The organism is Geminocystis sp. GBBB08 (genome assembly GCF_016743215.1).
Lineage (GTDB): Bacteria > Cyanobacteriota > Cyanobacteriia > Cyanobacteriales > Cyanobacteriaceae > Geminocystis.
On the sequence record NZ_VRZC01000030.1, the window covers coordinates 17,401 to 30,380 of the forward strand.

Sequence of the window (12,980 nt, forward strand, 5' to 3'; positions counted from 1 at the left end):
TTAAAGACTTTATGACCTAATTAAAGTTCCTCAAATCAATCATTTAATCAAATTATTTACAATTCCACGTTAGGTACGAATTTAAGATTATGACTAACAAAACGACTTCCGAATATAAAATTGACAACGAAAGATTATTCGCTCTTTATCAGCAAAATCAAAATCTCAGAATTCGTAATCAAATTTTAGAACTAAACTTAGGATTAGTCAGAAAAGAAGTTACTCATTGGATAAATCAGTGTCAAGAAAATTATGACGATTTGTTACAAGTAGGATGTATCGGGTTAATTCGCGCCATTGAAAGATTTGATGCTGGAAAAGGTTTTGCTTTTAGTACTTTTGCCATACCTTATATTAAAGGTGAAATTCAGCACTATTTAAGAGATAAAGGTGATTCTATTCGTATTCCTCGCCGTTGTTTAGAGTTAAAAAATCAGTCTAACCGTGTTACCAGAATATTAAGAGAAAAATTAAATCGTCAACCCACTGATGGAGAAATTGCCAGAGAATTAGGGGTATCTTTAAAGGAATGGAATGAGGTAAAATTAGCACATCAAAATAGAGAACCCATTAGCTTAGACACTACAAATAATAATGATGAAGATAAAAATAGTTTAGTAGATTATTTACCCGATAGTCAATATCATAGTTTTCAGTTAGTCCAAGAAGATAAAATTAGATTAAATAATGCTTTAAATCAATTAGAAGAAGGCACTCGTAAAGTGTTAGAATTTGTTTTTTTACAAGATTTAACTCAAAAAGAAACTGCTGAAAAATTAGGTATTAGTGTCATTACTGTTTCTCGTCGAGTGAAAAAAGGAATTGCCAAAATGAGGGGTTTAGTTAATCCTGAAGAATTTTAAACAACGATAAGAATAGAGAAATATTTGTAAGATGAATCGAAAACTAGCTTAAATGTAATATTAATATGTTTATTAGTACAAAAAGCACTTTTACAATCAGTAATAGTAATAAAAATTTATCAAAATTTTGGGTTTTAAACCCCTTCCTTCATTAGACTTCTCCAGAAATTAAAAATTAAATTAATTTAAGTATTGAAATTATCAAAATAGGATATTTTATCGTCAATTAATCAACGTGTTTCAATAATTATTGGAGATGTCTATTGCCTATTACCCTAACCCTATCCTGCCCAAAAAACTAATAAAAGTAATCCTTAATTATTGTTGAGAAATCGGAATAGAAATAACAAAACGATAGGTAGATTGTGTAGAACCTTGTAACACAATACTACCTTTTTGGAGATGTGCTAAATAAGCACTAAAGAATAAACAAGTTAAATCATAATCATAGTTATTTGGGCTAGATAATTCTTGATTTATTTCTTGATTATTATTTAATATATTCACAAAATTAGCGTTATTTTTTAAAGCCTCTTCATAACTACTAATTTTCTCGAAAGAAATTCCATCTCCTAACCAAGGATGATTTACCCAACAATTAATTTTAAGATTTTGTAATCGCCCAGATATATGTATTTGTATTTCTCCCCCTGCTCTTGAACCTTCAATAATGGTAATAAGAAGATAGTATAGGGTTTTTTTGACTTTTTCTCGATCTAAATTCCACACTTTTTCTCCTGGTTCGATCGATAGTCTTAATGTATGTTCACGAGTTCTGGCTACAGTTTCTAAACTTTTAATTACTTGTGTTGCTAAATTTTCTAAATCTACAGGAACAAATTCCAGATTAACTTCAGTTTTAAGACTAGCTAATTTTGTAATTTCATCTACTAAAGTAATCATTTCTTTTCCACTATCATGGATGATTTCTAAATATTCTAGTTGTTTTGGGTTAAGTTTTCCGTAAATTTCTTGTTTTAAAACACTAGACATTCCAATAACAGAAGTTAAGGGAATAGATAATTTTTCTGTTAATTTATTTAATAGTTGAAAACTTAATTGTCGGATATATTGTTCAGAGTCATTATATTTATTCTTTTGAGTATTAATGATAGAAGTAACAGAATTTTTCTCGTTTAAATTGACACTTAATATATTTTGATTAATTTCCTGGTAATTATTATTTAAGTCGGATTTTGCCTCTTTTTTATCAGTTAATTGATTTCTTTCATATTCAGCTATACACCAACGAGCGGTAATCATTAAAAAATTAATTTCAGCAGTTGTAAATTGTCTAGGTTTTGTTTCGATTACTTCTAAACAACCAATACATAAGCCACTAGAAACAATTAAAGGTACTCCTAAATAAGAGATAATACCATAATGTTGAGCGAGAATACTTTTTGCGAAAAAAGAATCAATTAAAGTATTTTCAATAACTAATAAATTACCACTATCAATCACATTGGTAGCAAAAGCATTTTGTCGATCAATTTTTCTAGTTTTAGCTATATCATTCATTAACCCCAAATGAGATAAACCATAAGCAGATTTAAGTAAATATTCATCTGCTAATAAAATACCTAAACAACAGATAGATATATCCAAACAATTAGCAGCGGTTTGGGTAGCTTCATCAAAAACGGGAATGATTTTCTCTGAGATTAAATTTAGATTTTTAATAGCCAATTCTCGGTTACTTTGCGTTGAGGTAACTGATTCTTTATTCCAAATACAAAATAGAGGTTTTGTCATCCTACCAATGGGGTTAAAAACAATGAATAATGAACAATGAACAATGAACAATTAACAATGAGCAATTAACAATGGACAAATGACAAATCACCAATGAACAATTAACAATGGATAAATGACAAATCACCAATGAACAATTAACAACTAATACGATTATCTTATCACTATTGCTGACTGTTCGACCTTCCCTAAATCTATTGTAAAAATTTATTTTATTTTACATTTATAAATTATTCGGTGTACTTTTAAATTAGCACCTTTGTGAATTTACAAATACTTGAAATTTATAGACTAAAACTGTTTGTGTCAATTCTAAATCAATGTCCGTTCAAAAACTGTCAACAAAACTAGATAAACAAATACAGAATTTATTTACTGATTAGATTAAAATGATCGAGATCATCCAAGTTCGATATAAACTAAAGAGTTAAACCGATAAATCTATGCCACGTCGTGAAGATATTAACAAAATTCTTATTTTAGGTTCAGGACCGATTATTATTGGACAAGCCTGTGAATTTGACTATTCGGGTACACAAGCCTGTAAAGCTCTACGAGAAGAAGGCTATCAGGTTGTTTTGGTCAATTCTAACCCTGCTACCATTATGACAGATCCTGAAACGGCTGAACGTACTTATGTTGAACCTATCACCCCCGAAATTGTGGAAAAAGTCATCGCTAAAGAACGTCCTGATGCACTTTTACCAACAATGGGAGGACAAACTGCCCTTAACACTGCGGTATCTTTAGCGGAATCTGGGGTTTTAAATAAATACGGTGTGGAGTTGATTGGTGCAAAGTTACCTGCTATCAAAATGGCAGAAGACAGGGAATTATTTAAAGAAGCAATGGCAAGAATTGGAGTTCCTGTGTGTCCTTCTGGTATTGCTAGTAACTGGGAAGAAGCCAAAACCGTAGCGGAAGAAATCGGCTCATATCCTCTTATTATACGTCCTGCTTTTACTATGGGTGGTACTGGTGGCGGTATTGCTTATAACCAAGAGGAATATGAAGAAATGGCGAAATTTGGCATTGACGCTTCTCCTATGTCGCAAATTCTGGTAGAAAAATCCCTCATTGGTTGGAAAGAGTATGAGTTAGAAGTGATGCGCGATATGGCGGACAATGTAGTTATTATCTGTTCGATCGAAAATATTGATCCGATGGGTGTACATACTGGAGATTCTATCACTGTTGCTCCTGCTCAAACTTTAACTGATAAAGAATATCAACGGTTAAGAGATTATTCTAAGGCAATTATTCGAGAAATTGGTGTAGAAACAGGCGGTTCAAATATTCAGTTTTCCGTTAACCCCGTCAATGGGGATGTAATAGTAATTGAAATGAATCCCCGTGTATCTCGTTCCTCCGCATTAGCATCGAAAGCCACTGGTTTTCCTATTGCTAAATTTGCTGCTAAATTAGCTGTAGGTTACTCTTTAGATGAGATTTCTAACGATATTACTAAAAAAACTCCCGCTTCTTTTGAGCCAACCATCGATTATGTTGTAACTAAGATACCTCGTTTTGCTTTTGAAAAATTCCCTGGCTCTTCCCCTGTTTTAACCACTCAGATGAAGTCTGTAGGGGAAGCCATGGCGATCGGGCGTACTTTTGCTGAATCTTTCCAAAAAGCTTTAAGATCTCTTGAAACAGGTAGATTTGGCTTCGGTTGTGACAAAAATGAGACTTTACCCACGTTATCTCAGATTAGCTCTCAATTACGCACTCCTAACCCTGAAAGAATTTTTAGTGTTTATCATGCTTTAAGATTAGGAATGTCGGTAGAACAAATTTACGAATTAACAGCGATCGATCCTTGGTTTTTGGATAAGATGCAGGAAATTGTTGATATTGAGAGGTTTATGAGACGTACTTCTTTACAAAAAATTACTGCCCCTGAAATGCGTTTCATTAAACAACATGGTTTTAGCGATCGTCAAATTGCCTTTGCTACCAAAACCTCAGAGGATGAAGTTAGAAATTATCGTAAATCTTTAGGTATTTTACCCATTTACAAATTAGTTGATACTTGTGCGGCAGAGTTTGAAGCGTTCACCCCTTATTATTACTCCACTTACGAAGCAGGAGAAAATGAAAGCATCCCCTCTGATAAACGCAAAGTTATGATTTTAGGCGGTGGTCCTAACCGTATCGGTCAAGGTATAGAATTTGATTATTGTTGTTGTCATGCCTCTTTTTCTCTCCAAGATGCAGGTTTTGAAACCATCATGGTTAACTCCAATCCTGAAACCGTATCCACCGATTATGATACCAGCGATCGCCTTTACTTTGAACCTTTAACCAAAGAAGACGTTTTAAACATCATTGAAGCGGAAAATCCTGAAGGGGTAATTATTCAATTCGGTGGACAAACACCGCTAAAATTAGCTGTACCATTAAAAAATTATCTTGCTGATCCTAATACTACCGTAACTACTAAAATTTGGGGTACTTCTCCCGATTCCATTGATACCGCCGAAGACAGGGAAAAATTTGAAGCGATTTTAGGTGAATTAGGCATTAAACAACCCCCTAATGGTATCGCCAGAAGTTTTCAAGAATCTAAAATTATTTCTAACAAAATTGGTTATCCTGTGGTAGTTCGTCCTTCTTATGTACTCGGTGGGCGTGGTATGCGGATTGTTTATAATGATGCTGAGTTAGAACAGTATATGAAGTATGCTGTGGACATTGAACCAGATCACCCCATTTTAATCGATAAATTCCTTGAAAATGCGATTGAGGTTGACGTTGACGCTATTTGTGACATGACGGGAAGGGTGGTTATTGGTGGTATTATGGAGCATATAGAAGAAGCAGGTGTACACTCTGGAGATTCTGCCTGTTCAATTCCTTATATTACTCTTTCTGATACAATTTTAACTACTTTGCGCACATGGACAGAAAAATTAGCACAATCCTTAAAAGTAGTAGGTTTAATGAACATTCAATACGCTGTGCAAGGAGAAACCGCTTATATTTTAGAAGCTAATCCTCGTGCTTCTCGTACTGTACCTTTTGTGTCTAAAGCCATAGGACGACCTTTAGCGACAATTGCTTCCCTTGTAATGTCGGGTAAAACCTTAGAAGAATTAGGGGCAACAGAAGAAATTATCCCTAAACACATCGCCGTTAAAGAGGCTGTGTTGCCTTTTAATAAGTTTGCCGGTACGGATACCTTACTAGGCCCTGAAATGCGGAGTACGGGGGAAGTAATGGGGATAGATAGCGATTTTGGGAAGGCATTCGCTAAAGCTGAAATTGGGGCAGGAGTAGCTATTCATACTTCAGGTACGGTATTTATTTCCATGAATGACAGAGATAAAGAAGCCATCGTTCCTGTAGCCAAAGACTTGGTGGCATTAGGTTTTAATATTGTAGCAACAGAAGGCACTAAAAAAGTACTTAAAGAGCATGGAGTACCAAATGTGGAATTAATATTAAAATTACACGAAGGTCGTCCTCATGTAGTTGATGCTATTAAAAATAAGCAAATTCAGTTCATCATCAATACTCCGAATAGTGAAGAAGAAACTCAAATGGACGGACGTAAAATTCGTCGTGCTGCCTTAGATTATAAGTTACCTATTATTACCACGATCGCAGGCGCTAAAGCAACAGTTGAAGCAATTCGATCGCTCCAGTCCGAACCATTACAGGTTAAGGCTTTACAGGATTATTTCTAACGTTTTTGGTAGGGCGGTGCATCGCCCTAGTTTATAATTTTTTTATCACACATCTTAGTCAAGAACATTGGACGCAATAAACATCAAAACTACCATTGATTTATTTGCCGGAATAGGTGGCATTAGACTCGCTTTAGAAAATAATGATTTTAACTGTGTTTATTCTAATGATTATAACAAGTATAGTTGCCAAACATATTCAGCTAATTTTGGAGAAATATATTGCGGTGATTTAAACGATATTTATGCTGAAAATATCCCTAATTTTGATTTATTATGTGGTGGGTTTCCTTGTCAACCTTTTTCGATCGCAGGTGTTAGTAAAAAGAAATCTTTAGGAAAAAAACACGGATTTGAAGAAACTATAAATTAAATTAAGTTAATTAATATTAACCTAAAACATGAGCAGAAATTGGACAAAAATTGATAAATCACCAGAAATTTATCTTTATGAACCTAATCAAAAAATAGGAGAAGAAATAATAACAAAAACAAAAAGAAGAATTAATCAAAATTTTTTTAGAAAAATCGTTTTATCTAATTACAATGAAAATTGTGCAATTTGTAGTTTAAATCATGTATCTCTCTTAGTTGCTAGTCATATAATACCTTGGTCAAAAAATAAAGAGACACGATTAAATCCCCATAATGGCATTTGTTTATGCTCAATTCATGATAAGGCTTTTGATCAAGGATTAATTTCTTTTGATGAGGAATTCAAAGTTATTATTTCTCCTCAAATACATAAAATTAAAAATAATGCTATTAATAATTATTTTATTAATTTTAATCATAGAGAAATTAATTGTCCTAGAAAGTTTTATCCATCTTCTGATTTTTTGTCTTATCACAGAAATCGTATTTTTCTGAAATCAAGTTAATTTTATTAAATTAAGAAATATTATGCTTTGCTTATTAAAACATGAAACACAAGTCTTAAAAAAAATAAAGTCCACATATTATATGATTCCCATATTAAAACAACTTGATAAATATATTGCAAAATATGGTTTAGAAAAATCACTAGATTATCTCAATACTATTTTAAATTCTGCAAAAGATGATATAGAAATTTTATTAGATAAGAGAATTTTAGAAGGAGAAATAAAAGATAAATCTCAAGCGAGAAAGTCTATTGCTGGAAATACTTTTTCCCTCCTCATTAAGTATTTATTTATTACTCTCAAAGAGAATCAGTTGATCAAAACTAATATTTTTATAACTTCTAATCCTAAAAAACATAAATTAATTAGTGATATAGTCACCATTAAAGTTGATGATGAAACTCAAAAACCAAATATGGATTTAGCAATCTATAGTATTAATGAAAAAAATACGTTAAATAAATGTTTAATTCTCTCTCTAAAAATATCTTTAAACAAATATCCTGAACAAATTTGTGCATGGAAATTATTATTAGAAATAGCTACATCTGATAATCCCATTAAAGAAAAATATAATATTAGTTATGAACATAAAACTATGCCCTTAGTAGGTTTTGCAACGGTTAATTTTTATGATGAAATTAATAATCCTCAACATCGTGGAATGTTTAAATTTTTTGATATAGCTTTTATTGGTAAACCTTTAAATGCTGGTTTTATTAATAATTTATCTGATTTACCTCGTTTTGTTAATGAAAATCTTTAATCATTTTACCAGACTTCAGCTATTAGCCTTATCAATTTATTGCAAAGCAGTTCATGATAAAATTCTATTAATTAATTGAAGTTTGATCACATTTTAACGTAGAGTCGATCGTGCAAGAGGAAAAGTCGATCGAATATAATAACATTTAAACTAAAATTATTTACTCTTAAAATCAAATCAATGACAACAAAAGAATTAATCTTACAAGAAATTGAACAAATACCAGAAAAAAAGCTAACAGAAATACTAAATTTTGTTCGTAAGGTGATCCTACATTAAATTTAGGTGGTATATCATAATCCGCCAAGAAATAAATTTCATGGCTCATAGCAAAAGTCTGCTAAAGCGACTAAAGATATTGCTAAATTAACTCCAAAACAAAAAATTATTTATTCATTACTATATTCAGACAAGGTTCTCCTTGACAATGATTCACTTCAACTATTACATGAGACAAGGATGGAATATTTGTTAGTAATTTTTTGTAGTAAATAGGTTCTTGAGGATAATGGGTTACTAAGGAAATTGTTGCTGCTAAATGGTTTTCACTTACTTTCCAAATATGTAAATCCGTAATACGATTATCCTTATCTGCTTCAATGCTATTAATAATTGCAAGTTTTACTTCTTTGTCGATCGTACCATCTAATAAAATTGATGCGGTTTCCTGAACTAATCCATAAGCCCATTTTGCAATAACTAATGCACCCACTAAACCCATTACGGCATCCATCCAAACCCAACCGAGATATTTTCCTGCAAATAAGGCGATAATAGCAAAAAGTGAAGTTAGAGCATCTGCTAATACATGAATATAAGCGGCACGAAGATTATGATCGTGATCATGGTGATCATGGTGATCATGATGATGATGATCGTGATCTTCTAATAAAAATGCACTGACAAGATTAACTATTAATCCAATGACAGCGACTAATATAGCTTCGTCAAATTTGATATTTTGAACGTGAAACAATCTTGTAAATGATTCAATAGCAATACCTAAAGCAATTACTCCTAATACGATCGCACTGGTAAAACCGCCTAAAACACTTACTTTACCAGTACCATAGGTATATTTAGGATCATTCGCATATTTCTTAGCGTATTGATAGGCAAATACGGCGATACCAAATGCCCCAACGTGAGTAGCCATGTGCCAACCATCTGCCAACAGAGCCAATGAACCAAAAGTTGTACCGGCGATAATTTCCACTATCATTGTGACGACGGTTAGTAATAATACGATCGAGGTTTTTTTCTCTGATTGATTTCGATCGACCAAAAAATTATGGGAATGTTGCCATGTTTCAAGATTATGAATGTGCATTATTTCGGTAAAGTAAGTATATTATGGATCAAATTATATAGTTTTTTTGAGACATTTTACTATAATAATAACGAAAGAAATATTAACTTAAATTACAAGCAATTAAACGAGCGAAAAAAAACGTAACCATCTTTAAACCATAAGGTGACTTCCACCAGTGAGCAGGAAAACAACCATCCGGTGAAGATAAGCTAAAATCCCAATTATCATAATCCTCAAATTTTGCTTCTTTCTTTTCATTAAGCCACCCTACTTTATCGGCAAATTTTCGTAAAATATTGATGTCTTGTGCTCTAATAGTATCAATATTACCACCTACTTCATAATAAGTTTTTAATTGCACACTAAAGCCAAATTTTTGATTACTATATTTTTGCCAAATTTCATCAATTACTTGTAAAGAATTGCAAGGATATTTAGTGACATCATCAGGAGTTAAAGAGTCTCTTTCTTCTTGAGCTACTTCTAACATAATTCTCGTGGTTTCTTCATCCGCCTTACGCAAATCACCCTCTTGTAAAAATTTTCTTAATTTACCATATCTAGTGACATCAGGTAAAAGCATTAGTTGAGATTGTAGTTCAGTAATAGTTTGATTTAGTTCCGTTACTTTTGCTTCTAATTCTTTGACTTTAATAGTTTCATTTAATGCAGTTACTTGAGATTCTAATGCCTTTAAGCGAGTTTCTATATCTGTCATAATAAATCAAATAGTTTTTAAAGGTTAATAAGTTTAATTATATCTTCATTCCAATTGGTTTTATACTCAATTTTTTGCCCTGTAAATGACTCAAATAATTGTTGATGCCAACTAAAAGAAAATTCATCATTTCTGAGAAAATAACCTTTAATCCATGATTCTAACATACTTAAATTTGCTTCTTGAGCTTCAGGGGTATCATATTTATGTTTTTCCCAAGATCTTTTTTTAGCATTTTCTAAACAAGTTTCAACTCCTATATTTAGAAAAATAAGTAAGTTAGTATAAGGTAAAATTTCTCTAATTAAATCACCGTAACAACCTTCAATTACCCAGTTTTCATTTTTATTAATAAAAGTCATTATTTCTTGTAAACTAGACGATAATGAACGGCGAATAGGAGTCTTTTGAGCTTCCCATGCTATTAGATCAAGATCAAGATGAGCTAAATTAAATGTTTGGACTAATTTTAACGCTAAACTTGATTTACCAGAACTAGAATTACCGATTATTGCTATTTTTATCATAGGAAATTTAACTATTTTGGAACTTGAGAAACTTCTAATAATTTAGTAAAAGTTGGTGCATAAGGTTCTAAATTAAAGGTAATAGGATTGACAAATTTACTATAAATAAAATGACGATAATTAAAACAAAAATAATCCCATTCTGCCATTTGAATATTAAATACTTTGATGAAAATATTTGCTAACCAAATTGGTAAAGGAATCTGAAAGTAAACTTTTTTATGGAGATAATTACAAATTTCTTTTATCACTTCATTAACCGTTAAAGGTTGATTACCTAAAACTAATTTTTTATCAAAATTATGATCTAAAGTAGTTCCATTTTCTACTAAATAAACAATAACTTTTGCAATATCATAAGCGTGGATAAAATGAAAACTACCATCAGCTTGAAACCAACGAATTAAATTCATTAATTTAGGTAAATCTTTTAAACCTCCTGAAAGATGAGAATAAGGTTTATCTTGATCACCACCAAAAACTAAAGTAGGATAAACAGTTATAATTTTTGAATATAATTCTAATTCTGGTAACTTAGTAAAACATTGATATTTAGTACGAATATAATCAGTGCCTATTTCTCCTGCTTCTTTTAAAAGTTGATTATTTGTACCTAAAATACTAGCGGTTGAAAAATAAATGATTTGTTGACAATTATCTTTATTTAAACTGTTAATTAAGTTGAGATTAGCTTCCACATTTATTTGATAAGATTCTTTTTCTCCACCCCAACAAGTAGCGGCTAAAATAGCAATATTAATAGTATTTAATAACTCTTTATAATCAAGAATTTGTGATAAATCTCCTTGAATAATATTAATGCCTTTACGATAGTTATAATCAAACTTTAATTTCCGAGGATTTCTCACTAATAAAAATAATTCATGATCAGTATTTTTAATTAATAAATCTGTGATATAATGACCTATACAGCCACTACCACCAGTCAAAAAAATGCGCATAAGTAATGAGGAATGAGGAATAAAGATATTGATCAATTATTGTAGGTTGTGAAGCATCAAAACCCAAAAAAATCTTTCTTACTTTTGAGCTATAGTATTACTACACTAACCTACGAAAATAAGATTAAATGTTGATAAATTCATCATTAAGTTGTTTTAAGTCGAAAGGAGACTCTTGCCACACTTTGCCATCTAAGGCTAACTGTTCGATATAACTAGCTAGGCGTAAGGCTTTCAGGGCTTGTTCTCCTCCCACAGAAGGCTTATTTCCCCCTCTGACACAACTAACAAAATGTTCTAATTCTGCGTGTAAGGGTTCAATGTTGCTAGTGTAAACTTTTTCAATTAAGCCGTCTTGGCGATATAAGATTTGACCGTAATCAGTGGTATAATTAGCCGTAGTTTGACGATGAATTAAAATTTCATTGTTGAGAAAATCTGCTTCCGTAAGACTCTTATTACAGTGTGCAACTATTCGTCGAATTTTGCGATGGGTTACTTTACTGGCAGTGACGGTGGCTACAATTCCATTAGCAAAGTTAAGGGTTGCGGTTACATAGTCTAAATATTGTGAATCTGAAGCACGACTACCAGTAGCACTTAAATTAATAACAGGAGATTCAGCCAATTCTAATAATAAGTCTAAGTCATGGATCATCAAGTCTAACACTACTGATACATCATTAGCACGATCAGAGTACGGACTCATGCGATGCGCTTCTAAGGCTAACAAATTCTCAGTTTTTAACACTTTACTCAATTCTTGAAAGGCGGGGTTAAACCGTTCGATATGTCCTACTTGTAATATACAATTAGTAGTAGCCGCCGCATTGACTAAAGATTCTGCCTCAGCTATACTAGCCGCAATGGGCTTTTCAATTAAAACGTGTACTCCGGCATTAAGGCATTCTAAACCAACTTGATGATGTAAGCGTGTCGGGGCTGCGATGCACACAGCATCAACATTAGGTAACATTTCTAAATAATTCTCAAAAAAATGGACTCGATATTTACTAGCAATATCTAAACCTCTTTCGACATTAACATCGGCAATGCCAATTAACTCGACATCTTTTAGTAAACTTAAAACACGAGTGTGATGTTGCCCCATATTCCCAACACCGATAACCCCCATTTTTAAAGGATGGTTATAACTCCGTTGCATCGGTAAATTACTAGCCGATAATCTTTGATTTTTCATTTTATTAATACTCCTCAACACAAATAATTTAATATTTTTATCTATTATTAGTTATTTAACTCAGATACTATCATAGTTAAAGAGAATTGGTTAAGTATTAAAAAATTTTACTGACTAATTCATATAAGTAAGTGAGTAAAATTAATCGATGCCCTTTATTTTTCTCAAACCTATGGTAAGCACTCGACGCATTTAACTTACATTTTCTATTAATTCTAAAAAATAATCTAAAGTTTTAACTTTTAACTCTTTCCTTTTCCCTTTTCTCTTCCATCACCAGACGACTTAAATGCTTTCCTAGCT

11 protein-coding genes are annotated in these 12,980 nt (G+C 31.9%); 5 read left to right on the plus strand and 6 right to left on the minus strand.

Features of this window, described 5'->3' with window-relative positions; translation table 11 throughout:
• The first annotated feature begins 89 nt into the window (after nt 1-89).
• Nucleotides 90-863: an RNA polymerase sigma factor SigF gene (locus FWJ34_RS06075; RefSeq protein ID WP_308254427.1), complete on the plus strand. Its 774-nt coding sequence runs from the start codon at nt 90-92 to the stop codon at nt 861-863.
• Nucleotides 864-1,181: 318 nt separating this feature from the next.
• Here FWJ34_RS06075 and FWJ34_RS06080 read toward each other — a convergent pair whose 3' ends face one another.
• On the minus strand, nt 1,182-2,618 hold the full coding sequence (locus tag FWJ34_RS06080) for a GAF domain-containing protein (protein ID WP_308254428.1): 1,437 nt from the start codon (nt 2,616-2,618) through the stop codon (nt 1,182-1,184).
• Nucleotides 2,619-3,061: 443 nt separating this feature from the next.
• Here FWJ34_RS06080 and carB point away from each other — a divergent pair, with 443 nt between their 5' ends.
• The 4 genes from carB to FWJ34_RS06100 all read left to right on the plus strand — a co-directional run bounded on the left by carB (nt 3,062) and on the right by FWJ34_RS06100 (nt 7,957).
• Nucleotides 3,062-6,307 (plus strand): carbamoyl-phosphate synthase large subunit, encoded by a 3,246-nt coding sequence (carB, locus tag FWJ34_RS06085; RefSeq protein ID WP_308254429.1) that lies wholly within the window; start codon nt 3,062-3,064, stop codon nt 6,305-6,307.
• 67 nt (nt 6,308-6,374) lie between these two features.
• The gene (locus tag FWJ34_RS06090; RefSeq protein ID WP_308254430.1) at nt 6,375-6,680 is read left to right on the plus strand and encodes a DNA (cytosine-5-)-methyltransferase; all 306 of its coding nucleotides are present in this window, start codon (nt 6,375-6,377) and stop codon (nt 6,678-6,680) included.
• Between the two features lie 28 nt (nt 6,681-6,708).
• Entirely contained in the window at nt 6,709-7,188 is a 480-nt protein-coding gene (locus FWJ34_RS06095) for an HNH endonuclease (RefSeq protein WP_308254431.1), read from the plus strand.
• Between the two features lie 82 nt (nt 7,189-7,270).
• Entirely contained in the window at nt 7,271-7,957 is a 687-nt protein-coding gene (locus FWJ34_RS06100; RefSeq protein ID WP_308254432.1) for a BsaWI family type II restriction enzyme, read from the plus strand.
• A gap of 385 nt (nt 7,958-8,342) precedes the next feature.
• Here FWJ34_RS06100 and dmeF read toward each other — a convergent pair whose 3' ends face one another.
• The 5 genes from dmeF to FWJ34_RS06125 form a co-directional block, all read right to left on the minus strand.
• Entirely contained in the window at nt 8,343-9,287 is a 945-nt protein-coding gene (dmeF, locus tag FWJ34_RS06105; protein ID WP_308254433.1) for a CDF family Co(II)/Ni(II) efflux transporter DmeF, read from the minus strand.
• Between the two features lie 82 nt (nt 9,288-9,369).
• Nucleotides 9,370-9,987, minus strand: coding sequence for a GUN4 domain-containing protein (locus tag FWJ34_RS06110; protein ID WP_308254434.1), 618 nt, complete (start codon nt 9,985-9,987; stop codon nt 9,370-9,372).
• A 17-nt stretch (nt 9,988-10,004) separates the two neighbouring features.
• Nucleotides 10,005-10,514, minus strand: coding sequence for a shikimate kinase (locus tag FWJ34_RS06115; protein WP_308254435.1), 510 nt, complete (start codon nt 10,512-10,514; stop codon nt 10,005-10,007).
• A gap of 11 nt (nt 10,515-10,525) precedes the next feature.
• Nucleotides 10,526-11,476 carry an NAD(P)-dependent oxidoreductase gene (locus FWJ34_RS06120; RefSeq protein WP_308254436.1) on the minus strand — a complete coding sequence of 317 codons (951 nt, stop codon included), beginning with the start codon at nt 11,474-11,476 and terminating at the stop codon, nt 10,526-10,528.
• A 124-nt stretch (nt 11,477-11,600) separates the two neighbouring features.
• Entirely contained in the window at nt 11,601-12,677 is a 1,077-nt protein-coding gene (locus FWJ34_RS06125; RefSeq protein ID WP_308254437.1) for a Gfo/Idh/MocA family oxidoreductase, read from the minus strand.
• Nucleotides 12,678-12,980 lie beyond the last annotated feature (303 nt).